At 67.8% G+C, this 26,660-nt stretch carries 20 protein-coding genes; 12 read left to right on the top strand and 8 right to left on the bottom strand.

The genetic code is table 11. From position 1 onward, the window contains the following. The first annotated feature begins 43 nt into the window (after nucleotides 1–43). The 5 genes from AVAK2825_RS16045 (at nucleotide 44) to AVAK2825_RS16025 (ending at nucleotide 11,782) form a co-directional block, all read left to right on the top strand. The gene (locus tag AVAK2825_RS16045; RefSeq protein WP_284400654.1) at nucleotides 44–1,243 is read left to right on the top strand and encodes an efflux RND transporter periplasmic adaptor subunit; all 1,200 of its coding nucleotides are present in this window, start codon (nucleotides 44–46) and stop codon (nucleotides 1,241–1,243) included. 90 nt (nucleotides 1,244–1,333) lie between these two features. Continuing rightward, complete coding sequence (locus AVAK2825_RS16040; RefSeq protein WP_284400652.1) at nucleotides 1,334–4,447, top strand: efflux RND transporter permease subunit; 3,114 nt, start codon at nucleotides 1,334–1,336, stop codon at nucleotides 4,445–4,447. A 1,931-nt stretch (nucleotides 4,448–6,378) separates the two neighbouring features. Beyond that, nucleotides 6,379–9,651, top strand: a complete 3,273-nt coding sequence (locus AVAK2825_RS16035) for a hypothetical protein (RefSeq protein WP_284400650.1) — start codon at nucleotides 6,379–6,381, stop codon at nucleotides 9,649–9,651. A gap of 171 nt (nucleotides 9,652–9,822) precedes the next feature. Continuing rightward, a complete protein-coding gene (locus tag AVAK2825_RS16030; protein ID WP_284400647.1) occupies nucleotides 9,823–11,025 on the top strand; it encodes an HD-GYP domain-containing protein in 1,203 nt (400 codons plus the stop codon). 151 nt (nucleotides 11,026–11,176) lie between these two features. Beyond that, nucleotides 11,177–11,782, top strand: a complete 606-nt coding sequence (locus AVAK2825_RS16025) for a glutathione peroxidase (protein WP_284400645.1) — start codon at nucleotides 11,177–11,179, stop codon at nucleotides 11,780–11,782. A gap of 337 nt (nucleotides 11,783–12,119) precedes the next feature. Here AVAK2825_RS16025 and AVAK2825_RS16020 read toward each other — a convergent pair whose 3' ends face one another. Then, complete coding sequence (locus AVAK2825_RS16020; protein ID WP_284400643.1) at nucleotides 12,120–12,734, bottom strand: glutathione S-transferase N-terminal domain-containing protein; 615 nt, start codon at nucleotides 12,732–12,734, stop codon at nucleotides 12,120–12,122. Nucleotides 12,735–12,838: 104 nt separating this feature from the next. Here AVAK2825_RS16020 and purB point away from each other — a divergent pair, with 104 nt between their 5' ends. Both purB and AVAK2825_RS16010 read left to right on the top strand, forming a co-directional pair. After that, nucleotides 12,839–14,218: an adenylosuccinate lyase gene (purB, locus tag AVAK2825_RS16015; protein ID WP_272566529.1), complete on the top strand. Its 1,380-nt coding sequence runs from the start codon at nucleotides 12,839–12,841 to the stop codon at nucleotides 14,216–14,218. An 86-nt stretch (nucleotides 14,219–14,304) separates the two neighbouring features. Continuing rightward, complete coding sequence (locus AVAK2825_RS16010; RefSeq protein WP_284400640.1) at nucleotides 14,305–14,865, top strand: YaeQ family protein; 561 nt, start codon at nucleotides 14,305–14,307, stop codon at nucleotides 14,863–14,865. A 163-nt stretch (nucleotides 14,866–15,028) separates the two neighbouring features. Here the strand turns inward: AVAK2825_RS16010 and AVAK2825_RS16005 are convergent, their stop codons facing one another. Together AVAK2825_RS16005 and AVAK2825_RS16000 are read right to left on the bottom strand one after the other, a co-directional pair. Continuing rightward, entirely contained in the window at nucleotides 15,029–15,337 is a 309-nt protein-coding gene (locus AVAK2825_RS16005; RefSeq protein WP_284400636.1) for a putative signal transducing protein, read from the bottom strand. A gap of 100 nt (nucleotides 15,338–15,437) precedes the next feature. Then, a complete protein-coding gene (locus AVAK2825_RS16000) occupies nucleotides 15,438–15,875 on the bottom strand; it encodes a DUF3717 domain-containing protein (protein ID WP_284400634.1) in 438 nt (145 codons plus the stop codon). Nucleotides 15,876–16,401: 526 nt separating this feature from the next. Between AVAK2825_RS16000 and AVAK2825_RS15995 the strand changes: the two genes are divergently transcribed. The 4 genes from AVAK2825_RS15995 to AVAK2825_RS15980 all read left to right on the top strand — a co-directional run bounded on the left by AVAK2825_RS15995 (nucleotide 16,402) and on the right by AVAK2825_RS15980 (nucleotide 20,313). Further along, nucleotides 16,402–17,160: a TerC family protein gene (locus tag AVAK2825_RS15995; RefSeq protein ID WP_272566526.1), complete on the top strand. Its 759-nt coding sequence runs from the start codon at nucleotides 16,402–16,404 to the stop codon at nucleotides 17,158–17,160. Nucleotides 17,161–17,285: 125 nt separating this feature from the next. Continuing rightward, entirely contained in the window at nucleotides 17,286–17,762 is a 477-nt protein-coding gene (locus AVAK2825_RS15990; RefSeq protein WP_272566525.1) for a hypothetical protein, read from the top strand. 253 nt (nucleotides 17,763–18,015) lie between these two features. Further along, on the top strand, nucleotides 18,016–19,794 hold the full coding sequence (locus tag AVAK2825_RS15985) for a hypothetical protein (protein WP_284400631.1): 1,779 nt from the start codon (nucleotides 18,016–18,018) through the stop codon (nucleotides 19,792–19,794). 162 nt (nucleotides 19,795–19,956) lie between these two features. Then, a complete protein-coding gene (locus AVAK2825_RS15980; protein WP_272569868.1) occupies nucleotides 19,957–20,313 on the top strand; it encodes a phage holin family protein in 357 nt (118 codons plus the stop codon). On the opposite strand, the gene AVAK2825_RS15975 is transcribed toward AVAK2825_RS15980, so the two are convergent. After that, nucleotides 20,281–21,840, bottom strand: a complete 1,560-nt coding sequence (locus AVAK2825_RS15975; RefSeq protein ID WP_502870552.1) for a M48 family metalloprotease — start codon at nucleotides 21,838–21,840, stop codon at nucleotides 20,281–20,283. The genes AVAK2825_RS15980 and AVAK2825_RS15975 overlap by 33 nt on opposite strands. Before the next feature lie 153 nt (nucleotides 21,841–21,993). Between AVAK2825_RS15975 and moaC the strand changes: the two genes are divergently transcribed. Then, nucleotides 21,994–22,506, top strand: a complete 513-nt coding sequence (gene moaC / locus AVAK2825_RS15970) for a cyclic pyranopterin monophosphate synthase MoaC (protein WP_284400629.1) — start codon at nucleotides 21,994–21,996, stop codon at nucleotides 22,504–22,506. On the opposite strand, the gene AVAK2825_RS15965 is transcribed toward moaC, so the two are convergent. The 4 genes from AVAK2825_RS15965 to AVAK2825_RS15950 all read right to left on the bottom strand — a co-directional run bounded on the left by AVAK2825_RS15965 (nucleotide 22,484) and on the right by AVAK2825_RS15950 (nucleotide 26,539). Further along, on the bottom strand, nucleotides 22,484–24,157 hold the full coding sequence (locus AVAK2825_RS15965) for a PglL family O-oligosaccharyltransferase (protein WP_284400627.1): 1,674 nt from the start codon (nucleotides 24,155–24,157) through the stop codon (nucleotides 22,484–22,486). The two genes, moaC and AVAK2825_RS15965, sit on opposite strands and share 23 nt — an antisense overlap. A 108-nt stretch (nucleotides 24,158–24,265) precedes the next feature. Next, on the bottom strand, nucleotides 24,266–24,763 hold the full coding sequence (locus AVAK2825_RS15960; RefSeq protein WP_284400625.1) for a pilin: 498 nt from the start codon (nucleotides 24,761–24,763) through the stop codon (nucleotides 24,266–24,268). A 253-nt stretch (nucleotides 24,764–25,016) separates the two neighbouring features. After that, on the bottom strand, nucleotides 25,017–25,679 hold the full coding sequence (locus tag AVAK2825_RS15955; RefSeq protein ID WP_284400623.1) for an FHA domain-containing protein: 663 nt from the start codon (nucleotides 25,677–25,679) through the stop codon (nucleotides 25,017–25,019). Nucleotides 25,680–25,732: 53 nt separating this feature from the next. Continuing rightward, nucleotides 25,733–26,539, bottom strand: a complete 807-nt coding sequence (locus AVAK2825_RS15950; protein ID WP_284400620.1) for a Stp1/IreP family PP2C-type Ser/Thr phosphatase — start codon at nucleotides 26,537–26,539, stop codon at nucleotides 25,733–25,735. Nucleotides 26,540–26,660 lie beyond the last annotated feature (121 nt).

Here is a 26,660-nt window from a genome sequence, read left to right as displayed (position 1 = left end):
TTTGTCTTCAGTCGCCGTCGTTGACCGCATGAATGGAACCCCCATGCAGCGCATGAAATTCACCCCCTCTTCCCTCCCCGCGGCGCTGGCCGTGCTGGCCGTGTGCGTGCTCGCCGCCGCCGGCGCGCTGATGGCCGCCGGCCCCTCGCGCGCGGCGGACGATGCCAAGAGCGCCAAGGCCGGCGAGCCCCGGCCCGCGCTCACCGTCACCACCACGCAGCCCACGCGCACCTCGCTGGCGCAGCGCCTGCCCGCCAACGGCAACGTCGCCGCTTGGCAGGAGGCCAGCATCGGCACCGAAAGCAGCGGCCTGCGCCTGACCGACGTGCGCGTGAACGTGGGCGACACGGTGCGCGCCGGCCAGGTGCTGGCCACCTTCGCGCCCGAGACGCTGCAGGCCGACGTGGCCCAGGCCCGCGCGAGCCTGCTGGAGGCCCGCGCGAGCGCCGCCGAGGCCGCGGCCAACGCCGAGCGCGCCCGCACGCTGCAGGCCAGCGGCGCCCTGAGCCAGCAGCAGATCCAGCAGTACGCGACCGCCGGCGAAACCGCCCAGGCCCGCGTGGAGGCGGCGCAGGCGGCCCTCAACGCGCAGCAGCTGCGGCTAAAGCATGCCCAGGTGCTGGCGCCGGACAGCGGCGTCATCTCCTCGCGCACGGCCACCGTGGGCGCGGTGCTGGGCGCGGGCACCGAACTCTTTCGCATGGTGCGCAAGGGCCGCCTGGAATGGCGCGCCGAGGTCACCTCCAACGACCTGCCGCGCATCCGCCCCGGCAGCCAGGTGATCGTCACGGCCGCCAGCGGCGCGCAGGTGCCGGGCACCGTGCGCATGATCGCCCCCACCGTCGATCCGCAGACGCGCAACGGCCTGGTCTATGTGGACCTGCCACTGCACCCCGACGTGCGTGCGGGGATGTTCGCGCGCGGCGACTTCCTGCTCGGCCAGCGCGATGCGCTCAGCGTGCCGCAGTCGTCGGTGGTGGTGCGCGACGGCTTCAGCAGCGTGTTCGAGATCGGCGAGGGCAGCCGCGTGGTGATGCGCCGCGTGCAGACCGGCCAGCGCACGGGCGACCGGGTGGAGATCGTCTCGGGCCTGCAGCCGGGCGTGACGGTGGTCGAGCGCGGCGGCGCGTTCCTGAACGACGGCGACCTGGTGCGCGTGCAGGCCGCAGCGCCCGCAGCAGCGGCGTCCGCGCCGGCACCCCGGCCCGCGGCATCTGCACCAAAAGTGCCCGCAGTGCAATAAGTACTAGGGCATCATGCTATTAAATAAGGAGCAAAACATGCTTTTGCCCGGTTGCCACCGCGGCCCCGCTGCCGCCCGCAAGGACCTGCCATGAACCTCTCCGCCTGGTCCATCCGAAACCCGATTCCGGCCGCGATGCTGTTCGTGCTGCTCTCCTTCGCGGGGATGCTGTCGTTCCACGCGATGAAGGTGCAGAACTTTCCCGACATGGACCTGCCCGTGGTCATGGTCACCGCGTCGCTGCCGGGCGCGGCGCCGGGGCAGCTGGAAACCGACGTGGCGCGCAAGATAGAGAACGCCATCGCCACCACGCAGGGCCTCAAGCACATCACCTCGACCCTGGTGGACGGCACGGCCACCATCGCGGCCGAGTTCCAGCTCGAAAAGCCGGTGCAGGAAGCGGTGGACGACGTGCGCTCGGCCGTGAGCCGCGTGCGCGCCGACCTGCCGGCTGACCTGCGCGACCCCATCGTTGCCAAGCTCGAACTGTCGTCCCAGCCCATCCTGGCGTTCGCCATCGCGTCCGACCGCCTGGACGACGAGGCGCTGTCGTGGTTCGTGGACGACACCCTCACCCGCCGCCTGCTGGCCGTGCCGGGCGTGGGCGCGGTGAACCGCGTGGGCGGCGTGTCGCGCGAGGTGCGCGTGTCGCTCGACCCGCTGCGCCTGCAGGCCCTGCGGGCCACGGCGGCCGACGTGTCGCGCCAGCTGCGCCAGGTGCAGATCGAGAGCGCGGGCGGCCGCGCCGACCTCGGCGGCGCGGAGCAGCCCGTGCGCACCATCGCCACCGTGCAGACGGCGCAGGAGATCGGCGCCATGGACATCCCGCTCACCGACGGCCGCCACATCCGGCTCGACCAGGTGGCCACCATCAGCGACACGGTGGCCGAGCAGCGCACCGCCGCGCTGCTGGACGGCAAGCCGGTGATCGGCTTCGAGGTCTCGCGCAGCCGCGGCGCCAGCGAGGTCGAGGTGGGCGCAGGCGTGCAGCGGGCGCTGGACAAGCTCCAGGCCGAGCGGCCCGACCTGCACCTCACGCGCACGGTCGATTTCGTGGACATCGCCAGCGACGAGTACGACAGCTCCATGCGCCTGCTGTACGAGGGCGCCATCCTGGCCGTGGTCGTGGTGTGGCTCTTCCTGCGCGACTGGCGCGCGACCATCGTCTCGGCTGTGGCGCTGCCGCTGTCGGTCATCCCGGCCTTCATCGGCATGCACCTGCTGGGCTTTTCCATCAACATCATCACGCTGCTGGCGCTGTCGCTGGTGGTGGGCATCCTGGTGGACGACGCCATCGTGGAGGTGGAGAACATCGTGCGCCACCTGCGCATGGGCAAGTCGCCCTACCAGGCGGCGATGGAGGCGGCCGACGAGATCGGCCTGGCGGTGATCGCCACCACCTTCACGCTGATCGCCGTGTTCCTGCCCACCGCGTTCATGAGCGGCATCGCCGGACGGTTTTTCAAGCAGTTCGGCTGGACGGCGGCGCTGGCGGTGTTCGCCTCGCTGGTGGTGGCGCGGCTGCTCACGCCCATGATGGCGGCCTACATCATGAAACCCATGGTGGCGCAGGAGAAGGAGCCGCGCTGGCTGGGCACCTACATGCGCGCCTCGGCCTGGTGCCTGCGCCACCGCGTGATCACGCTGCTGGGCGCGCTGCTGTTCTTCGCCGGCTCGATCGCGCTGATCCCGCTGCTGCCCTCGGGCTTCATCCCGGCCGACGACAACGCGCAGACCCAGGTCAACCTGGAGCTGCCGCCCGGCAGCCTGCTGGCCGACGCCCGCGTGGCGGTGGCGCAGGCCACCGAGCGCGTGCAGCGCGTGGGCCACGTGGCGAGCATCTACACCACCATCGGCGGCGGCTCGGCCGGCTCCGATCCGTTCGCCGGGGCGGGCGTGGGCGACCCGCGCAAGGCCACGCTCACCCTGCGCATGGACCCGCGCGGCGAGCGCCCGCGCAAGCAGGTCATCGAGCAGCAGCTGCGCGCCGCGCTGGAGGACCTGCCCGGCGTGCGCGTGAAGATCGGCCTGGGCGGCTCCAACGACAAGTACGTGCTGGCCCTGGCCAGCGAAGACCCGCAGGCCCTGGCCACGGCCGCGCAGGCGGTCGAGCGCGGCATCCGTACCATCCCGGGCATCGGCGGCGTGAGTTCCACCGCCAGCCTGGTGCGCCCCGAGATCGCCGTGCGCCCGGACTTCGCGCGCGCCGCCGACCTGGGCGTGACCAGCAGCGCCATCGCCGAGACCCTGCGCGTGGCCACGGTGGGCGACTACGACCAGTATTTGCCGAAGCTGAACCTGGCGCAGCGGCAGGTACCCATCGTCGTGCGCCTGGACAACGCGGCGCGCGAGGACCTGTCGGTGCTGGAGCGCCTCACGGTGCCCGGCGCCCGCGGGCCGGTGCGGCTGGGCGAGGTCGCCACGCTGGAGGTGGCGGGCGGGCCGGCCGTCATCAGCCGCTACGACCGCTCGCGCAATGTCAACTTCGAGATCGAGCTGGGCGCGCGCGGCCTGGGCGAGGTGACCGAGGCCGTCAAGCAGCTGCCCGCCGTCGCCCAGTTGCCCGCGAGCGTGCGCCTGATCGACGTGGGCGATGCCGAGATGATGGGCGAGCTGTTCGCCAGTTTCGGCCTGGCGATGCTCACGGGCGTGATCTGCATCTACCTCGTGCTGGTGCTGCTGTTCAAGGACTTCCTGCAGCCGGTGACCATCCTGGCGGCGCTGCCGCTGTCGCTGGGCGGGGCGTTCGTGGCGCTGCTGGTGGCGGGCAAGAGCTTTTCGATGCCCTCGCTCATCGGGCTCATCATGCTGATGGGCATCGCCACCAAGAACTCCATCCTGCTGGTGGAGTACGCCATCGTGGCGCGCCGCGACCAGGGCATGAGCCGCTGGGACGCGCTGCTGGATGCCTGCCACAAGCGCGCGCGGCCCATCATCATGACCACGCTCGCCATGGGCGCCGGCATGATGCCCATCGCCCTGGCGCTGGGCAGCGCCGACATGAGCTTTCGCTCGCCCATGGCGGTGGCGGTGATCGGCGGGCTCATCACCTCGACCGTGCTCAGCCTGCTGGTGGTGCCGGCGGTGTTCACCTACGTGGACGACTTCGCGCAGTGGTTCCAGCGCCGGGTGATGCGGCGGCCCGTGCCGCCGCCGCGCCCCCCACAGGCGCCCGGCGCGCCCGAAGCGCCGCACCCGCTGTGAGTGGCCGCGCACCGGCGCCCTGCCGCCGACGGCGCCGCCCGCCCCTCTAGCACAGGGTTTGAACCGCCGCGCCCAGAGCGCGGCGGCCGGTTCGCCTATCGGCGCACGGCTTCGCATCGCCGGGACGGCCGCAAGGACTTGTATACAACCATGGGATTCCAGAAGAATTCCAGGGAGACAGGACCATGCGTGCCAACCATTCAGGGGAAATCCAGCCAGTCGGCCTGCCCCCGTCCACGCCTGCACAGCCGGCCCCCCCGGTGCCGGATGCGCCGGAGCGCAGCGCCAGCCTGAAGGGGCCGGAAGGGCTCGCTTCGCGCGGCAAGAGCGGATCCGCGGCGGTCTACACCACGGCCAACATGGCGCAGCGCTCGGACCGGACCGTCCTGTCCAAGCTCAAAAGCCTCTGGAAGGGCGGCAAGACCACGGCCAACGCCAGCCTGGGCCCGCTGGCGGTGGGCACGCAGACCCGCACCCGGTGGTGCGGCACAACCAGGTGCAGGCGCCACGGTTCGAGGCGGACGGACGGGTGCCGCTGCCCAACGCCACCAAGACCGGGCTGGCGCAGGCCGTGAAGGAGGCGCTGCACCAGGTGGAGACCGGCCAGGCCCCCGGCGCCGAGGCATCGGGCCAAACCGGCGGCGTGGCGGGCACGGCGGCGTACTGGGCCCAGCAGGCGCTGTCCGTGCTGTCGCTGGGCAAGGGACCTGCCAGCGTGCCCAGCGATGCGCTGGAGATGTTCTACGAAGCCGGTGGCCTCAAGGCCGGGGGCCAGAGCAGCCAGGGCAGCGCCACGGCGGAAACGAAGTCCATCGTGCTGGGCCATCTGGAAGGCCTGGTCCATGCCGAGAAGGCCAAGGCGACCATCCACCTGGCCACCCAGGCCGCATTGCCCGATGGCGCGCGCGTGAACACGGAAGGCGCACTGCAACAGCTGACCGACGCCGCCAAGGCCGCCGAGCAGCGCTCCAAGGACGCGGCGACCGCCGCCAGCGCCAGGATGGTCGCCGAACTGCTCTCGGGCGTGCCCGAGCCCCTGCAGGCCCGGCTGCAGGCGGCCACCGACACGCTGGTCGCGGCACTGAACCACGGCACCAAGGTGCCCGACGTGCTGGCCGTCGAGCTGCTGGTCAACACCGCCCGCGACACCTTTGCCGGCGACCCCGAAGGCCTGGCGACGGCCATGGAAGACCTGTCGCACAGCCCGCCGGCCCGCCTGGTCGGCTTGGTGCACGACGCCTTGCAGTCCTCCGGCCAGGACAACGAAACCCGCGCCGAGCAGGCGCCGCTGTCGCGCCTGGCGTGCGCGATCGCCGGGCCGTCGGGCGGCATGCGCATGCTGGCCAGGATGACGGACCCTCCCGCCGCCGGGACCCGGCAGGATGCCCTGCAGGTGGCCATGTCGGCGATGCTGCATCTGCAGTCGACCCTGCAGCAGGACGGCCCCGGGGCGGCCGAGGCCCCGGCGGACTTGGACTTGATGCGCGCTGCGGTGGAGCATGCGGTCGAGCTGGCCCAGCCACGGCACCACCCGGTGCCCGAATCCGAGCGGACGGTGGCGCAGCGCACCGCGTTCAATTGCCTGCAGAACGGGTTCGCAACCAAGGCGCAGGGCTCCAGCTACGACCGCGTGCGCCAGCGGCTGCTGCAGTTCAGCGACGGGGCGCTCGACCAGACCAGCCAGCGCAATGCGCGGGCGGCGTCGGGGCGGCTGGGGCGCTTGCGTAACTGGCTGACAGGCGGGCTGCCCAAGGCCATCGTCAAGAACTCGGCGGGCATGGAAGGGCTGCTGGCGCCTGCGCTGCCCGCCATCGCATCCTGGCTGCCCGGCGCGCAGCCGACGATGTGGCGCGAGTCGGTCATGCGCAAGATGACCGCCGCCGCCGGCGAGAACGGCATGCTGCCGCGCCGCGCCGCGCCGCGACGAGGCCGTGGCATCGCTGCACCGCACGGCCACCGACCTGCGCATCGATCTGCAGTCGCGCGCAGGGGCTGGCGCGTCGCCGGCCGAAACCCTGATGCTCGGGGTGCTGACGGAGCTGGGGCTGGGCGGAGACACGCCGGCCCCCTCGCAGAGCACGCTCAAGCACCTGGGCAAGGACCTGTTCCAGAAAGTGGAAGCCCACCTGGGGGCCGAGGGCATGGCCGGGCTGCCCCCCGACCTGGCCGCGGACTGGCAAGCGCTGCGCGGCAGCCGCCCCAATGTCGGGCACATCCTGCGGGTGCTGAGCGAGCACACCGATCTGCGGGCCCTGGCCGATGGCACGCTGTCGCCCACGGTGGGCCCCACCCAGGTCGCCCGGGGCCTGCGCACCGATGCCATCGCCCACGAAGCCATCGGCGGCTTCCATGAGATCGCCGAAGCGGCCAGGGCCGCGGCCGGCGCGGAAGCGCCTCAGACCCGGGCACTGGCCGACCTGATGGTGGTGTCGGCCGACCTGCTGGCCAAGGTGAAGCCCGCGGCCGCCTTGCGGTCCCTGCGCATCGACACCTTCGAGGCCATCGAGAGCAAGCTCACCCAGGACTGGCTCAAGACCCTGCCCGAGGGCGAGCGCCCGTCCCGGGAAGAGGCTCTCGACCAGGTGCAGAACGCCTGGCCCGCTTCGGTACGTAGCGCCTGGTCCCAGATGAAGGAATCGGGCGACGATGCGGGCCGGCTGATGCGCACCCTGGTCGATGCGGCCCTGGCCGTGCCATGGAGCCCGCCCGCGGCCAGCACCGGCGCGGCGTCCAGCAGCACCGCGCCCCGCACGGTGGCCGATACCGTGAAAACGGCGGCGCCCGCGCTGCAGGCCCTGCAGCGGGACGTGCACGTGAACCGCTTCGAGCTGTGCGTGTCGGACACCATCACGCTGTTCAACGACCTGCGCGGCCCGGCCGACGCGGCCGAAGTGATGAAGTCGCTGTCGCAGCGCATCAGCCTGGGCGAGAAGATCAAGAGCAGCGATGCGCGGCTGGCCCGGCTGGAGCTGGGCAAGGCCGTGTCGGTGACCACCGCCACGCCGGAACTCGTCACGCCGATCGCGGGCATCGGCCTGGGGCACGAGCGCTCGATGGACCTGAACATGGTCGGCGCGGCCATGCAGATGCAGATCGCCACGGCGGACTCCAAGAACGCCAACGTGGGGCTCAGCGTGGGCCTGCGGCGCGAGCTGGGGAACCAGGACCACGAGTTCAACCTGGGCGATGACGAAGCGGGCATCGCGCTGCGCTTCGACATGCGCCTGGAGGCCGGCGGCGAGACCTCGCGCACCGAGGGCGTGAGCCTGCGCATGCAGCGCACCGCCTCCCATGAGGACACCTTGCGGCGGCACTTCGCCGATGCGCTCATTGCCATGGCCCACGGCGGCGGCGCATCGACGGAAGGGGCCCTGGAGATGGACCCGCTGGCCCACCTGCTGGAGCACTTTCCCGCCCTGGCCGTGGCCGAACTGTCCAACACCAAGCGCAGCCGCACGTCCGAGATGGCCATCGGCGCCAACGCCATGGTGCGCGCCCGCGGGCCCCGGGACCGCGACGAGCACGACCGCAAGGCCACGCGGCGCGCCATCGGCGTGGGCGTGCAGGCGGGGGTCGCCAGCAGCAACCAGCGGTCGCGCTCGGTGCAGACGGAAAGCCGTTCGGGGCTGAACGTGGAGGAATACAAACTGTCGGCGCAGCACCGGGCCGATGTCCGCGCGAGCGCCAACGCCAGCCTGGGGCTGGTGCCGGCGTCCAAACACGATCCGGAAAAGGCGGCCCAGGCGCGCGGGGCCGGGCTGGACTTTCGCAAGCAACTGGCCAACAGCGGGGTCGATACCACGCTGCGCATGACGACCCGCCATGGCGAAACCTGGGCCGACCAGACCCAGATGATCCGCGAGTTCGAAGACCTGGATGATTTTCTGGCCGAGCTCGAACCCCGGATGCACGAGTTCGTTTCGGTCATGGCCGCACGCGACGGCGTGCCGCATGCCTCGGCGGAAGAAAAGACCGGCCGCGCCTGGCTGCGCCTGCAGGACACCCTGGTCCAGGCCGCGCAGGCCAGCGCGCCCGGCATGACGTTTTCCGTGGTGACCAAGCTGCGCCCCCAGGCGGCCGAGGCCTACGACAAGCTGCAGGGCCTGGCACAGCAGGCCACCGGAACGGGCCAGAAAGCCGCCGCCGCAGCGCAGCAGGCGACCCAAGCCGCCCGGCGAGCCACCATGGAAAGCCAGCAGGCCGAGGCAGCGCGTCAGCAGGCCATCGCACAGGCACAGCAGGCCAAGGCCGACGGCTACCGGGCCAAGGTGCGCACCCTGCTGGACAGCCACGACGCCTGGACCGCCAACAACCTGCAATTCAAGACGAAGGCCAAGGACGAGGCATCACAGAGCGCCGCCCTCGGCATGCTGCAGGGCAAGGCGGCGTCGGAGTCCACCCGGCTGCACGAATTCCTGCCAGCTGGCTCCCAGCAGGTGGGCCGCACCCCGCAGCAGCACGCCGCGGCCCCCGAAGACCACTCGGCACGATGGGCGCCGAAATTCGCCCCGGTGGCGGAGAACCCCGAGCCCAGGCCCGATCCCGAAGCGGAAGTCGAAATCGAAAGGGAGCCGGCGGCGGCCGCCGATCCCCAGGCGGTCTGGCGCGCCCGCGCCGAAGCCCAGGCCACCAAACTCACGGCCCAGGCACAACAGCAAGCGCAAGGCCTCTTCACCCGGGCCAACGACGGCGTGAACAAGGCGCAGGAGCCCGAGGAGCCGGACCTGCAGACGCCCCAAGCCCCGGCCGTGGAACCCTCACCAACGCGGCAACGGCGCCCGACGCTGGGCCAGTTGTTCAAGGAGCCGTTCAACGACCAGCACCCCCTTCACCCGCTCCCCAGGCCGCCGGTCATCGCCAGCCCCTCCTTGCGCGACTGGGTGCCCGAAGACGATGGCGTGGACAGCGAGCCGTCCGAGAGCCATCCCCTTCCGCTGCCACCCGAGGGGGCTACCCCGCCCACGCGCGCAGCGGGACGCCGGGCCACGCCTGCGGGCCCCCGGTGGGGGCCCACAACCCCGCAGCCCATGCCCCTGCCCACGCCGGAGTCCGTCGGGGCTACGGGCCGCGCGGTACCGCGGCCCGTGCCCCCCAACTTCGACCCACGGCGGCCCCCCGTGACCCCGCAACCCCTTCCGCTGCCCACGCCGCCGTCCGGCCGCAGCGCCGGATCCGGCGTGGACGCGTCCCGACCCACGCCCTGACGGCGGGCCGTGCGCGGCGCTGGCGGACCCGCACGGGCGCTGGCTGAATGAACGGAGCAGTCACACGCCACCGCCCCGTGACACCACCAGGAACCGGCAAACAACGGTGGGTTCCCGCCATTGCGCCGGCTTTCACGGTGCACCCGTGCGCCCATAATGCGGCGACTCACCATGAACCTCGTTGCGCTGAACATCGAATCGATCCAGCTCGGCTCCCCGCTTCCCTTCATCCTGCGCGGGGCCGATGGCGTGCTGCTGGCGCAAAAAGGCTACGTGATCCGCACGCGCAACGAGCTGGACGTCCTGCTGTCGCGCGGCCTGCAGCTGTGCGTGGACACCGACGAATCGGGCGACAGCCACCGCGCCTATCTGGCGCAGCTGCAGCAGATGCTGATGTCCGACACCTCGCTCGGCCAGATCGCCTCCATGAAGATCAGCGCCGGAGCCCAGTCCTCGCGCGACCGCGCCGAAGGCGGCCCGCCCGATTGGCCGGGGCTGCAGCTGCGGGCCACGCAGTTGCTGCGCGCGCCGCAGGCGCATGACTTTCCCGACCGCTTCGATGCGCTGCACCGCGAACTGGCCCTGCACTGCCGCCAGAGCCCCGACGCGGTCCTGCTCGCCCTCATCTACCTGTCCGGCCACGAAACCCGGCAGTACAGCGGCACCCACGCCATGCTCGTGGCCTGCGTGTGCATGCTGGTCGCCGTCGAGCAACTGCGCTGGCCGGTGGAGCGCGTGATGCGGACGGGGCGTGCGGCGCTGTCCATGAACATCGCCATGACCGCGCTGCAGGACCAGCTGGCCGTGCAGGCCCAGCCGCTCACCTCGGACCAGATCGCCGCGGTGGAAAGCCATGCCGCCCGATCCGAGACCCTGCTGCGCCAGCTGGGCGTGCACGACCCGGTGTGGCTGGAAGCCGTGCGCTGCCACCACCACCGCTCGCCGGGCCCGCTGGCCGACAAGAGCGAAGGCGAGCAGATCGCCCGGCTGATCCAGCGCGCGGACGTGTTCGGCGCCCGCCTGGCCCCGCGCGCCTCGCGTGCGCCGATGCCCGTCACCGCGGCGATGCAGGCGAGCTACTACGACGAATCGCACCAGGTGGATGAAGCCGGTTCGGCCTTGGTGAAAACCCTGGGCGTGTACCCGCCGGGCGCGTTCGTGCGGCTGGTGAGCCAGGAGATCGCCGTCACCCTGCGCCGCGGCGGCAGCGCCACCACGCCGCGCGTGGCCGTGGTGCTCAACCGCAACGGCATGCCCACCGGAGAGCTCATTCCGCGCGACACCGCCCAGCCGGCCTGGAAGGTGACCGGCGCCATCGCCCAGCGCGATGTGCGCGTGCAGCTGCAGTTGAACCGCTTGCTGAGCCTGGTCTGAGAACGTTTTTCAGGGCTGCTCCTGTCAGCGGCGGCCTCATGGAGCGCGCGGGGGTGGGACTTTTCCGCCGATTTGCGCCAAACTCGTTCGTGAGCCGCTGCCACTCGTGATCCAGCCACAGTCCGTGGCGCCCCTTCATCAGGAGACCTCCATGCTGCGCCGAGTCCTTTGCCTTGCCCTGGCGGCTGCGCCGCTCGCCCTGTCCGGCCTTCCCGCGCGGGCCGCGGGCCCGGCGGCCACGACGGAAGACGGCACCTGCCCGCCCCTGCTGCGCCACACCCCACTGCGCCTGCAGGACGAACTGCCACAGCCGCTGTGCCAGTACCGCAACAAGGTGCTGCTGGTCGTCAACACGGCCAGCTACTGCGGCTTCACGGGACAGTACCAGGGGCTGGAGGCCCTGCACGCGCGCTACAAGGACCGGGGGCTGGTGGTGCTGGGGTTTCCTTCCAACGATTTCTCCCAGGAGGGCGGCAGCAATGCGCAGATCGCCGACTTCTGCGAGAGCACCTTCGGCGTCAAGTTTCCGATGTTCGCCAAGAGCCGGGTCGTCGGGGCCGATGCCTCGCCGCTGTACCGGGAACTGAAGGCCCAGGCCGGCGAGGCGCCCCGCTGGAACTTCCACAAGTACCTGGTGGGCCGGGACGGCAAGGTGGCCGGCAGTTTCGCCAGCGTGGTGGAGCCTGGCGACCCGCGGCTAGTGCGCGCGATCGAGCAGCAACTGGACGCCGGGCGCCCGAAACCGTCACCGTTCTGAAACGGTTCCGTGATATGGAAATGGTTACATTTTCTGATGCTTTTAACCACCAGACCCCTGGAACTTCACGGGATCGTCACTACTCTAGTAACCAGTGCAGGCGGTGACGCCCGCTCCCCGACCAACCCCTTTACTGTTGCGAAGCCTTTTGAACCCTGGTGGTTCGACTGAAACCCTGAAGCGCTTCTCCTCCCTCCCTCTCTAAATTCGTTTCGGGACGCTTCGCAACTTTTTTATTCCGCCAAAAATAAAGCGCGCAACCTTCGCAGGTTGCGCGCTTTTGGCTTTGTGGGCGCCGCTTTTTGGTCAGTCAGCGCCCCGGGGCCGGGGCGATCGATCAGGCAGGCCGTGTGTCGGCGAAGCTCACGCGCTGATCCAGCTTGTCCAGCAGGCGAGCGAGGTTGGCATGCTCGGCACGCCATTCGATTTCGGGAAAGCGAAAGCCGATCCAGCCCAGCGCGCACCCCACGGCGATGTCGGACAGGCTCATGTGGATGCCGCTGCAGTAGGGCTTCTCGCCCAGGCCCTGGGCCATGGCCTTGATGCCCGCCTCGACCTTGCCGAGCTGCCGGTCGATCCACGCCTGGCTGCGTTCGCCCTCCTGGCGGCCGGCCCAGCGCGACTCGAGCCGGGCGAGCACGCCAGCGTCCATCACGCCGTCGGCCAGGGCCTCCCAGGTCTTGACCTCGGCGCGCTCCCGCCCTTGCGTGGGAATCAGCCGGCCCACGGGCGAGAGGGTGTCCAGGTACTCGACGATCACGCGCGAATCGAACACGGCCTCTCCGCCTTCCATCACCAGGCAAGGCACCTTGCCCAGCGGGTTGGAGGTGGCGATGGTGGTGTCCTCGGCCCAGACGTCTTCCTCGATGAAGCGGTAGTCCAGCTTCTTCTCGGCCATCACGATGCGCACCTTGCGCACATAGGGGCTGGCTGAGGATCCGATCAATTTCATGGTGTTCTTCCGGGCACGGCAGGGGACGGGGACAAGGCCGCTTGATTTTATGGGCAGTCTTGCCTTGGATAGCTTACAGGCAGCGCCACCTACAATCCCCGCCCATGAGCCTGTCCACCATCACCGCCCTCTCGCCCCTCGACGGCCGCTACGCCGCCAAACTCTCCGCCCTGCGCCCGATCATGAGCGAGCACGGCTACATGCACCGCCGGGTGCAGGTGGAAGTGGCCTGGTTCATCGCGCTGTCGGATGCGGGCTTCGCCGAGTTCAAGCCCCTGACCACCGGCGCGCGCGCCTACCTGCTGGGGCTGGTGAAGAATTTTTCCGAAACCGATTCGGCCGCCATCAAGGACATCGAGAAGACCACCAACCACGACGTGAAGGCCGTGGAATATTGGCTCAAGGGCAAGTTCGAGGCCCGCCCCGAGCTGGAGAAGGCGGCCGAGTTCGTGCATTTCGCCTGCACCAGCGAGGACATCAACAACACCAGCCACGCCCTGCAGCTGCGATCCGGCCGCGACCAGGTCGTGCTGCCGGGCCTGGACCGCATCGTGCTCAAGCTGCGCGAGATGGCCCACATGTACGCCGCCGTGCCCATGCTGAGCCGCACGCACGGCCAGACCGCCAGTCCCACCACGGTGGGCAAGGAACTGGCCAACGTGGTCGTGCGGCTGCAGACCGCCTGCGAGCGCGTGGCCTCGGTCAAGATGCTGGGCAAGATGAACGGCGCCGTGGGCAACTACAACGCCCACCTGTCCGCCTGGCCCGACTTCGACTGGGAAGCCTTCAGCAAGCGCGTGGTGGAAACGCCCGAGCCCCTGGGCCTGGGCCTGACCTTCCAGCCCTACAGCATCCAGATCGAGCCGCACGACTACATGGCCGAACTGTTCGACGCCGTGGCGCGCGCCAACACCATCCTCATCGACCTGTCGCGCGACATCTGGGGCTATGTGAGCCTGGGCTACTTCAAGCAAAAGCTCAAGGCCGGCGAGATCGGCTCCTCGACCATGCCGCACAAGGTCAACCCGATCGACTTCGAGAACGCCGAAGGCAACCTGGGCCTGGCCAACGCGCTGCTCAAGCACCTGTCCGAGAAGCTGCCCGTGAGCCGCTGGCAGCGCGACCTGACCGACAGCACCGTGCTGCGCAACATCGGCGTGGCACTGGGCTACGCGGCCCTGGCGTACACCTCGCTCATGACCGGCCTGAACAAGCTGGAACTGAACGAAGAGGCGCTGTCGGACGACCTGAACGCCTCCTGGGAAGTGCTGGCCGAGCCGATCCAGACGGTGATGCGCCGCTTCGGCGTGCCGGGCGCCTACGAAAAGCTCAAGGAAGTCACCCGCGGCAAGACCGTGACGGCCGAGGCCCTGCACGGGCTGATCCGCAGCCTGGAGATTCCCGAGGCCGAGAAAGAGCGCCTGCTCGCCATGACGCCCGGCAGCTACATCGGCAAGGCCGCCGAGCTGGCGCGCCGCGTCTGACCGCCCACCGCCGGGGTTGACGCCCTTTTGCCGGTCCGTGCCCCACCATCGGGCGCGGACTGCTATATTTTTGTGAGCACCAGCCCATGGCCATCAAGTCCACCATCTTCAAGGCGAACCTGCAGATCGCCGACATCGACAACAGCTACTACGCCGACCATTCGCTCACGCTGGCCCGCCACCCGAGCGAAACCGACGAACGCATGATGGTGCGGCTGGCGGCGCTGGCCCTCCACGCCCACCAGTTGCAGGCCGTGTGCCAGGGCGACGGCACCCTGGCCTTCGGCGCGGGGCTGTCCGACCCGGACGACCCGGACGTCTCCCTGACCGACTTCACCGGCCGCAAGCGCCTGTGGATCGAGGTCGGCCAGCCCGAGGACAAGCCGCTCACCAAGGCCTGCAGCAAGTCGGACGCCGTGATCGTGTATTGCTTCCACCATGCCGCCGAGGTGTGGTGGAAAGGCATCCAGACCAAGCTGTCGCGCCTGGACAAGCTGCAGGTGTGGCGCCTGCCCGCCGAGGCCTCGCAGGCCCTGGCCGCGCTCGCGGAGCGCAGCATGCAGCTGCAGGCCACGGTGCAGGAGGGCGCGCTCACCCTGAGCAGCAACCTGGGCAGCGTGCACGTGGAGCCCCAGCGCTGGAAGTGACGCGGCCACGGGGTGTGCCGGGTCGGTGGGGTTTGAAGCCTGATGGGCCTCCAGCGCATGATCGACCAGGGCATATTGCTATCAATAAGTGAGCATCACAGCGTGCGGCCGGCCACACGCCGCGCCGGCCCGCCCGCCCGATGGCATGCGGCGCTATCTGAGCTCAAGCCGGCTGCGGCATCAGCGCGCCGCACTGCCAGCACTGCTCGAACCCGCCCTCCACCATTTCGCCGCACCCGCACAGCCAGCGGCGTTGGGGCAGGTTCTGCAACGCCTGCAGCAGTTGCCGCGCGCGGGCGGCGTGCTCGTCGTGCTCCAGCCAGATCTCGGGCAGGCACTGGTCGGGCGGCAGGTGCCCGGCGGCGGCCCCCAGGTATTGCCGCTGCACCGACGCCGGCATGCCGCCCTCGCGCAGCAGGTCGGCCCACAGGGTGGCGATCGCGATGTTGGGGGCCTGGGTCAGACGGAGCATGAACCCACCATAGCCGCTGTCCCGCGGCCCGTAAAGGGCGGGAAAGCCATGGAGCCGCCCATCCCCCCGCACCGGGGGCCGCAACGCCCCATGACGCCGTTCAGGCAGGCGCCTTGGCCTCGGCCGGGGTGCTGCCTTCCGCCGCGCGCTCGGCGTAGCGGTTGAAACGCCACGCTGAGCTTTCTAGCGTGATGCGGCGCCACACGGCGCGCTTTTCGACCGGCGTCATCGCCAGCCAGTGCTGCACCTCGGCGAAGCTGCGGCCGCAGCCCTTGCACTGCTCGTCGCCCTGGCTGGTGGAGCAGATGGCGATGCACGGCGTGTCGGGCGTAGTCTCGTACCAGGCGCGCCAGGCTGCCATGGCCGCGGGGGGAAAGCCCGCCTCGTCGGCTTCGTCCTCGTGCCAGTACACCATCAGCGCGTAGACCTCGGCCAGCGCCACCAGCTCGGGCGCCAGCGTCACGCCGTCGGGCGACGGCGACCGGGCGCGCCAATGGTTGATGGCGGCTTCGATGTCGGTGATGTGCAGGACGGCCATGGGTGTGCGAAAGGGGGCCGCGATCATACCGCTGCCCGGGTGCGCTCCCGCGGCGCCCGCAGGCCTGCGAGCTGCCCCGCAGAACACTCACGAATTGATAGCAGCAAAGGCAATCAAAACGCCGGCGTTGGGCCTGTTTGGCTCAAAACCGTCCCGGCGCGCGAGACACGTTCGCTTGCACGGCCGCTCGCCCCTGTGTTCCAATGCCGGCTTCGAAGGGGAGTAGCTCCCAACCCAGCAGACATCCGGCAGGCACACCGCCCGGGGCGGCTGGGCTTGTCGGTCCTGTCGTCAGTACGAAGCGCAAGCTTCCGGCAGGCCGGGTCCATCCATGCAAGGCATGGCGGATCGAGCGAGACCTTTGATGGGCCCTGCGCGGGCTGATCAAGGCCGTCCCTATCGAACAACGCTCCGCGCAACGCGGGCGTGCCTCAGGTCACCTCCGCAGTCAGCCCCCGTTCCCGGAGGGGCCCGGCGCTACAGGGGTAGCGGGTTCCTCCTCCCGGCCATTGCTTTTGAGGAATTTATGGACTTCTTGACTTCACCCGAGTTCTGGGTCGCGTTGGGGCAGATCATCATCATCGACATCCTGCTGGGTGGCGACAATGCGGTCGTCATCGCGCTGGCTTGCCGCAAGCTGCCACCCGCCCAACGAACCAAGGGCATCATCTGGGGCACCGCGGGCGCCATCATCCTGCGCGTCATCCTGATCGCGTTCGCCATGACGCTGCTGGCGCTGCCGTTCCTCAAGTTCGTGGGCGCGCTGCTGCTGGTGTGGATCGGCATCAAACTGCTGGCACCCGACGAGGACGGCCATGGCGACGTGGCAGGCAGCGACAAGCTGTTCGCGGCCATCAAGACCATCATCGTGGCCGACCTGGTGATGAGCGTGGACAACGTGATCGCCATCGCCGGCGCCGCCCAGAATGCCGGCGAGCACTCGATGCTGCTCGTGGTCCTGGGCCTGCTGATCTCGATCCCGATCATCGTCTGGGGCAGCCAGTTGGTCATCAAGCTCATGGAGCGCTTCCCCATCATCATCACCATCGGCGGCATGCTGCTGGGCTGGATCGCCGGCGGCATGCTGGTCACCGACCCGATCTTCGTCAACACCGAGCGCTGGAGCTGGGCACCGAAGCTGGGCACGCTCGACGCGCAAGGCCTGGCCGTGATCTCCGACACCCTGTACTGGGCCGCGCACATCGCCGGCGCCCTGCTGGTGCTGGTGGTCGGCAAGGTCATCGTCTCGCGCCGCGCCGCAGCGGCTCCGGCCGCCCACGGCTGAGCGGGCAGGCCTTGACGACGAACGGTGGGCAAAACGGCACGGGCGCCGCCAGGCGTCCGGCCATTTCGCCCGGCCCTCTTCTCCCCATTGCTAACGGCACCCCTGCCAGGTCACAAGGAAGCCTCATGAACAAAGTCATCGTGTACGTGGACGACGCCGAGCAGGCCCGGCAGGTCCTGGCGCCCCTGTCCCACCGCGCCTCGGCCGAGAAAACGGAATGGGTGCTGGTGGCCTGCGCGCCGCGCATGACCCACCGCATCAGCAAGTGGGTCAGCCACAGCGCCCGCGAGAACTGGCGCACCAAGTGGGCCGACAAGCTGTTCGGCCAGATCGTGCCCTGGCTGCAGGCCGAAGGGGTGCAGGCCAGCACCGTGCTGGCCAAGGGCCCGCTGGCCGATCTGCTCACCCAGCTGCAGGCCGAACACGGCGCCGTGCCCGTGATCGACGCACGCCGCCCCAAGCAGGACGAAATGGCCGCACCGGCGCCCGTCCAGGCGGTGGCCGCCCCCGTCAACATCACGCGCAAGCCATCGCCACGCCGCTGGTCCCTGCCGGGCACGCTGGCCGGCCTGGGCGCGATGTTCATGTTCGTGGCGGAGTGATCCTCCCCCACGGCCTTGCTGCCCAGCAGTTACGCGCAAGGCCCTGTCCTGCACACATGACGTAGTTGTGCTGGTTGACGACCTGTGGCGTCCGGTGCGTCGCGGAGGTTCCGGGTACCCGCGACAACCGGGGATCTTGCTGCAGCGAGGCACTTCGTGAAAGGAGACTGGACTTCGCGATCCCTCGGTTATTTTTGGCACGGCTAAGCGATGGTGGAGGTTTTTTCACTCACCTCCAGTCTCAAGATTACCCATGCAGATTGCTCCCTTGGTCTCCACCTCCGTCGCCTCTACCTCTTCCGTGCCCGAGCAGCCGGCGAGTCAGCCTTCATCGCGTCCCGGCTCGCCCCGTCCGTCCACCATGGAGTCCGGACCTCCGATTCGGCCCAAAGGTCAGTCGCTGCCCTCCACGAACAGCCTGGGCCCTCGCATTGAAGCGGATCGGCTTGCCGATCTGCAATCCGACAGCCGTCCCGGCCCGTCTTATCAGGGCACTGTTCGCGTGGAGGGGAATCAACTCACGTCCAAAAACCCGGTGACCCAGAAACTGCTGGAGTCCCTGGCGATCGATCCTGCCGAAGTGCCCGGCCTGAAATTCATGGCCCTGGCTGGCAAGGAGCCGACGCTATCGCTTCGCCTGGGCGCCAACGGTGGAAACACATTGGACAGCCTCAAGGCGGCGCTTGGCGAAGACCTCAGCGCCCCGATGGAGCACGCCACCATCCCGCTGCTACTCGGCGTGATTGCTCGCGGTGAGCAGGCGATCGGCGATGACCTTCGCGGCCGGATCATCCCGCTGCTGCGGGAGGCACGTCCGAGGATGGAATCGTCTTTGCCCGCACTGAAATCCTTGATCGAGGACCGGCTTGCCGCACGGCCGGACCTGTCGCTGAAGATGGCTGCCACAGGACTGCTGCAGCTTGCTACGGCCAAGAGCATCGACCTCAAGCTGCTTGGCTCGAGCCTGGCCGTCAGCTCGGGGCTGGGCTCGCTGTGGGAGCTCGTGGCGGCACCAAAGGCCAAGCTCGCGCTGCTGGGTTCTGGCTTCGCATCCGTGGCGTGGGGCCTGCCGGCGTCCGTGATCGACGCGGCGCCCATGGTCGCGATTGAGGCGGCGGACACGATGACGGTCAAGAAGCGCATGGCCAATGACCGTGGCGATCCCTTCCCATTCATGCAAAAGCTCGGCGAGGCGCTCACTGCCGGGGTCGTGTCGGCCATCGGCGCGTTGCCGAACAACTTGCTCGAATACAACGCCGCTCGTCTACCGAGAGCTGTCGCTGCGCTGATCGGCGTGGGGACGACCGAGGTCGCCATCCTCTCGGCGGCGGCGGGCGTGCCTGGAGAGATTGCTGAGATCCGTGAGTCGGTCAAGGAGGCCGTCGAGCACGCGGTCCACAGCGGCGTGATGAAGCTGCCCGAGGGCGTCGCACAAGACGAAGCCATCCATCTGGCCACCGAACTGGCACTCAAGATGGAGCCCAGTACGGTGATCGGCAAGAAGTCGATGGGCGTCGCACTCGCGGTGGGGCTCGTGCCCTTCCTCCTCGGTGGCATGGTCACCGGTGCGCTTCCAGAAGCGGCGCTGCGCATCCTGCGCAGCACCGCTTTTGCACCGATCGAGATGATTGGCATGAATGTCATTGCCGCCATCTCTCAGACCGGCGTCCCGGGTATCGTGTCCAGCGATCACCAGCGCTTCGCGAATGTGATCGGGGACTTGCTCCAACACTCTGCTGCAAACATCGGTGACCTCGAGAGCGGAGCGGGTGAGACGAGCGGCCTGCAACCGACCATCGACGAGGAGGCCATCGTCGCGAGGCTCGCGCCTCACAACGAATTGCTGCGTCACGTCGGAGGCGCGGCCCTCACCGCCATGGCGGGGGTGCTCGACAGCGTGGGTTTCGTCGGACAGGTCGCTGCCTCAAGCGCCTCGTCTGCCATGAGTTCGCTGACGCGTCCATTCCGGGCGGTCGCCCAGGAAAGCCAGGCCAGGGAACCGTTGCTAACGTCATCCGCAACGCATGGCTGAAGCGGGGGGCAGGCTGACGGACAGCAAGCCTCGCCCGAAGAACCCACGAAGCCATCGCTTCGCTGGTGCCTGAACGCAGCGGTTGAGCGCATTCGCGGGCCGGGGAACAGACCAGCGAATCCGCCGAGCCCTGGCATGCGGGTGCTATGCTCCCGCGCCATGATGAAACTCATCCTCAAGTGGTTGCTCAGCGCTGCGGCGCTGCTGTTCGTGGCCTACGTGTACAGCGGCGTGGAGGTGAAAAGCTTCACCAGCGCGCTCATTGCCGCCTTCGTCATCGGCTTGTTCAATGTCGTGCTGCGGCCCGTGCTGGTGGTGCTGACGCTGCCGGTCACCGTCCTCACCATCGGGCTGTTTCTCTTCGTCATCAACGCGCTCATGTTCTGGGCCGCCGCCACGGTGCTGGGCGACGGCTTCCAGGTACGGGGCTTCGCGGCGGCGCTGATCGGCTCGCTGATCTATTCGGTGCTGGGCGTGCTCATCGAATCAGCGCTCGGCGGCCTGTTCCTTAAGAAGTGAATCGACGGCCCGCAGGCGCGTCTCGATGATCGACGCGTCGATGTAGTCGGCCGCGTCGCCCCCCCGGCTGCCGCTCTTGCGCGCCAGGTCCTGGCCCGCCTTGAACCGGTCCACCGCCGCCTGGTAGTCGTAGCGCGCCGCATGCGCCTCGGCCTCGGCCCGCACCGCGCGCAGCGGGTGGTTCTGCTGCTGCCACACCGCCGCCAGCAAATGCCATGCGGTGGCATCGTGCGGATGCGTCGCCACCCGCGTCTGCAGCGGGCCGGTCATTTCCTGGGCATTGCCCGTGCGCAGCAGGGCCTGCGTGCGCAGCAGCATCTCCGGCCGCCCCGTCGGCGCAGCGGCCTGGGCGGGCGGGTGTGCCGAAGAAGCCAGGGTCGCCTGCGCTGGCAACTGCTGCAGTGCGGCCTGGAAGTCCCCAGCCGCGAATTCTATTTCCGCACTGAGCAATTTCGCCTGCCGCAGCGCCGGCGCATCGCCGCGCACCGCCTCCATCAAGCCCCGCAGTGCGGTGCGCGCCGCCGACACGTCCTGCAGCTGGCTGGCGCTCAGCGCCGCCGCGTACCAGGCCGCCACCCGGCGGGGCAACGGCTGGGCCGCGAAACCGGTGCCCAGCGGTTCAGTCGTCCACTGCCGCCAGACATCCACGCCCGGACGGGACAGCACGCGGGCGCGCGCGGCCATCATCGCGTGTTCCAGCGTGGGCGTGGCCGGTGCGGCGGCGCCCCCTGGCGGCAGCCGCGAATGCATGTCGGCAATGCGCTGCGTGGTCAGTGGGTGGCTGCGCAGATAGGGCCAACTGCCGTTGTCGTTGATGCGGTTGGCCTGCTGCAGCTTGTCGAACATGGCCACGAAACCCTGCGGCGCAAAGCCGGCCGGCGCCATCAGCCCATAGCCGATGCGGTCGGCCTCGCGCTCCATGTCGCGCGAGAAGTTGAGCTGGTTCTGCACCGCCACCGCCTGCCCGCCGATCATCAGCGCCTGGGCCGCATTGGGGCTCTTGCTGGCGGCCAGCGCACCCAGCACCAGGGCGCCGAGCATCAACGGCGTCTGCCGGTTCTGCTGCGTGATCAGGCGCGAGATGTGGCGCTGCGTGACGTGGCTCAGTTCGTGCGCCAGCACCGACGCCAGCTCGTCGCGCGTGGACACCACGCCGATCAATCCCAGGTGCACGCCGAAATAGCCGCCCGGCAGCGCGAAGGCATTCACCGTGCGGTCCCGGCCCAGCAGGATTTCCCACGCGAAGCGCTCGTCCAGTTCGGGGGAGAGTTCCCCGCGCTCGCGCGCCGCTTTCACCAGGGGTTGGAAGATGCTGTCCACGTACTCGTTGAGCACGGCGTCGTCGATGTAATCCGGGTCGCGGTACAGCTCGCGGATGATGCGGTCGCCGAGCTGGCGCTCCTGGGCGGTGGTGAGGTCGGAGCTGTCGCCCAGCGTGGGCAGGCCCGCTTGCGCATGCACGGCGGTCGTGCCGCACACACCGCTCAGGATGAAAAGGGAAGCGGCCACCGCCTGACGCACAAGCACCAGAGGCCGTTTTCGATCAAATGGCACGCAAAGTCTCCTGCACTGATTCGGCCACGCCACCCCGGCCCTGGCCGCTACACATGACCGTATGATGCCCTGGCCCCCGAATGTTCCCTGCCAGCGAATGACCCGCGTGCAATCCCCAGTACTTTTATGAGCGACACCCCCACTGCCTCCAGCCTGACCCACTTCGACGCCCTGGGCCAGGCCCACATGGTCGATGTGGGCGCCAAGCCGGCCACGCACCGCGTTGCCGTCGCCACCGGCTGCATCGAGATGCAGCCCGAAACGCTGGCCATCATCCAGTCCGGCACCGCCGCGAAGGGCGACGTGCTGGGCATCGCCCGCATCGCGGGCATTCAAGCGGCGAAAAAGACCAGCGATCTGATTCCGCTGTGCCACCCCTTGGCGCTGACGCGCATCGCCGTGACGTTTGCGACCGCATCCGAGGGGGTCGGCATCGAATGCACGGCGACCGTGGAAACCGTGGGGCCGACGGGCGTGGAGATGGAGGCGTTGATGACCACCCAGGTCGCCTTGCTCACGGTGTACGACATGTGCAAGGCAGTGGACAAGCACATGAAAATCAGCGGCGTGAGGGTGGTGAAAAAACTCGGCGGCAAATCCGACTGGAATACCTCTTCTACTTCGGCCACGCCACCTTAGCCATCTCCGGATAGACCGCGGCCTGTTCATCCCATTGGCCGCGCAACTCGGCGACCAGTTTCTGGCTGGGCTGGTTCAAGCGGGTCATCACCACAACCCAATATTCCGCCTCCTGGGTTTTGCCGGCCGCACCGTACATCGCGGCAAGCTTGTAGAGGGTGATGGTGCTGGGCAGGAGTTTCGTGGTCCGTGAAGCGCGGACCAGATCCTGCTCTGAGTGCGCCTCGCCGGGGTTCACCCGGATAAGCCACATCAAGTCCTGCAACTGGGTCAGAGATACCACTTCCGGGGCCAGGCGATCGGAGGGGGCGGCCAATTGCTGGCGTTCGAAGCGGAGAGAGAAGAAATCGTCTTCGATTCGCAGGTAGTCGTGGATGGTGATGGCCAATCCCACGCCAGCCGCTCCCATGATGATGGCGATCGGCCAACGCCCCGTCTGCCCGACGGGCTTGAACCGCAGTGCCTCGTTCAACGCGCCCAACATGAGGCCGCATGGCAGCAAGAAGTAGGCGTAGTAGAGGGGATATTCCAGCATGGCGTGCACACCCAGCGCAGCCACGAACAGGAACATCCAGAGGTGCTCTGGCTGGGCCATCCGACGGATCGCATGAACGGTCCACAAGACCAGCACTGCGCACAAAGCCAGACCCAGCGGAATCCCTGTGAAAACCAGCAGATCCATCAGCAGGTTGTGGGCATGCCGGTGCGTTCCCGCCGTGACCATGTCGTAGGGGCTCGAAGTGAACTGCGCAAAACTGGTTTGCATCCAGCCAAAACCGAACCAGGGGCGGCTCCACACGGCTTCCCACAGATGCATCCAGACGTCCAGGCGCAGTTCCAGGTTCGAGATGCTCCGCACGGGTCGCAGCCGGGACGCCCGTCCCAGCCACACATCGACATGGGGCAGCGCAACGAGGAAAACCGCGAACATGCCGGTCCAGGTGAACGCTCCCACCATCACATCCCGCTTGATGGCAAGGCGCTTGCGAAAAAAGACCAGCATCGCCAAAGACAGCAAAACGACCAGCCAGGTCGTGCGCGATTGCGCCAGCACCAACCCGACCGCCAGTATCACAGCCAGTAACCAAGCCACTCGGCCAGGCAACCGACCTCGGTGATGAAGCCAAGCACATGCAAATACACCGAGGCAAAGCAAACTGGCCAATTGATTCGGCTGCCCCAGGTTGGCATGAAAGCGATCAGGGGGCGCAGGAATGAAGAGCCAGAACGCAGCACCAGGGTCGATTTGCAGCCATTGCTGAAACTGAATCAGCAGCGATCCCAACGCCCCCACCAACGCAGCCATGAACAGGAAATCGGCACCCTGCTTGGGCCGCCACTGCTCCACTGCGGTCCCCATTAGCATTGCCAAAGCCAAGCCCAGCAAATACAGGGAACTGATCCAAGCCACCCCCCGTGATTCGACCAGACCCGCAGCATATTGCGTCCATACGATCAAGCAGCACAGCAGAACCATCGAAGGAAGGACGTGCCACGTCACCTGCGTTTTTTTGATTCGCCAGAGCACCACAGCACCGAAGCCCAACATCGCGCACGCCGCCCACGCATCGGAATAAAAATCCACCCAGGGCTCGTGGTGATTGGGCAGCAGCCAGCACAAGGCGTACACCAATGCGCCCAGCGCAGTCAACGTTATGGAACGGGAGGAGTGGGTTTGAGCCATAAAATCTTGATGACCAATAAAAAAAGGGGGCTGAAGCCCCCTTTTTTTCGACTAGAAACGCTAAGCGCTCAGTGATTACTTGCAAGAGCCAGGTGCATAACGCAATGCAACACCAGTGCTCTTGCAGATCCACTCATAGATTTGCTGGCTTTGACCGCCAGTATTGGCAGTGCCCAGAGCAAAGCCATTCCCTTGGCTGTCCTTCTTGGGCGTCAACGTGATGCTGTCGCTGCTCGTGCCCGACATCGTTGTACCCAAATTGGCTGCGTGCGGCACAACAGTGATTACAGCTGTGTTTGCATCGGTGCTGATCGAAGCCACCATCTTCGTGGGGTTGGTCGCATCGCAACCGAAGGCATTCGCACCCGACAGCGTCGCATCGGTGCGCATGCTCTGGATGGTTTCGCTGATGGTCGTGCGGCACTGGGAAGCAGCCAGAACCACTTCAGACATGCGCGCCTTGATGGTGTAGTCCTTGTAGGCCGGCAGGGCCACGGCAGCCAGAATACCGATAATCGCCACCACGATCATCAATTCAATCAGGGTGAAACCCTTTTGCAGATTGCGCTTCATAAATCTCTCCTAGGAGGTCGATTGCAAATAAAAACCTGCAGAAGAATTCTCCAGGTCCGCCATCAACTCAGCAGGTTCCATGCCAACGCGGCCCATCCGGTAAAACAGAAAAACCCCAGGGGAACAGACCAGGGAACCCCGTCTGAATCGTTCCATCCCTGGCACTTGTGACAAATTTGTCCACCACCCCTGTCACAAGCAGATGCGTGAGTTACGAATCTCGCCGCATCGCAAGCCGACTGATACCAATCGATCAGCCCTGGACGAACTCCATCTCCGTCCCTGCCAGCGCCAAGCGGTCGCCGCTCTTCAGCAGCACCGGCTCATCGGCCATCACGGCCCCATTCAATTGAGGCCGCTGCGCGCCTTCCACGTGCGACAGCACAAATCCATGATGCCGCTTGGTGATCGACGCAACCGCCACACCCGGCTTGCCGATGGTGGTCACCACCTTGACCAGCGCCACCTCACGCCCTGCAGCCGCCCCTGAGCAGACCCGGATCGACGCGCTCAAGACCGGAGCGGGCGTCGACCCGGCGGCGGACAGCGGGGCGGAACGGGAGGTCAATGGCCGCGGCGGCACCATGCCGGGCTTGAACACCATGGTCTTTTCGAAGTTTTCGCCTTCGTTTTCCTGCAGGAAGCGGATCTTGTACTTGCCCACTTCCACCGTGTCCCCGTTGCGCAGCGGCTGGCGCTTGACGGGTTGCCCATTCACGTAGGTGCCGTTGGTGCTGCCGAGGTCCTCGATCTCCACCTCGTCGGGCGAGACATGGAGCACGGCGTGTTCGCCACTGACGGCCAGGTTGTCGATGACGATGTCGTTATAGGGGCGGCGGCCGAGGGTCGTACGCTCCTTCGTCAATTGGACTTCCTTGATGACGACTCCGTCGATCGACACGATCATTTTCGGCATGATCAATTCCTCATTCTTTCATTGCGATGGTCGGCCAGGTGGCTGATTCAACTTCAATCGGCACGCAAAAATCGCGACATCAAGCCGCGCTTCCTCTCAATGGATCCCGCCTGCACCAGCAGCACGCTGATGTTGTCGCGGCCGCCCCGGGCATTGGCGGCTTCGATCAGATGGGCGGCTTTGTCCTCCAGGGGTTCCTGTACCAGGGCCAGCGCTTGAATCTGATCGTCTTCGACCATGTCGGTCAAGCCATCCGAGCACATCACGAACAGATCCTGCGGCTCCACGGGAAACTCATTGATTTCGACCAGTACAGCACTTTCCACGCCAAGGGCGCGAGTGACCAGGTTGCGCTGGCCCGATATCGCCGCTTCCTGGGGCGTGAGGATGCCGGCATCCACCTGTTCCTGCAGCCAGGAGTGGTCGCGCGTGATCTGCCTGAGCACGCCGCCGCGCAGGCAGTAGCACCGTGAATCGCCGATGTGCCCGAGGATCAGGCGATCGCCCAGGAAAACGCCGACCACCACTGTGGTGCCCATCCCCGAATACTGCGGATGGGAGAGCGACGCATCGAAGATGGCGTGGTTGGTGCGCTCCACGCAGTCTTCCAGCGCTCGGCGCACTTCCGTCGACGCGGCACGGGGGCCGGCTTGCGCCAGCCACTGGGTCATTTCGTCGTGAATGAGGCTGGTGGCCATGCCGCTTGCGATTTCGCCCGCGTTGTACCCGCCCATGCCATCGGCGAGCACCGCCAGCTGCGCGCTGGCGTCCGCGATCACGGCGTCTTCATTGTTCGAGCGCACCCGGCCTTGGTCGGTGCGGGCGCAAAACTGATAGTTCAGCTTGATACCCAAGGTCATGCTTCACCCGGCGCAGGGAGAAGCAAAGCTGCGCCACCGGTGTGCGCAGTCCCTGTTGCAGTTTTTTGAAAATCCCCCATGTCGTGCCCTGTTGCGTCGCGTTCCGCATCATAGACGACGG

It is taken from the genome of Acidovorax sp. SUPP2825 (genome assembly GCF_030158995.1).
Lineage (GTDB): Bacteria > Pseudomonadota > Gammaproteobacteria > Burkholderiales > Burkholderiaceae_C > Paracidovorax.
Note: the sequence above shows the minus strand (reverse complement) of the source record. Positions and strands in the feature narration are given on the sequence as shown.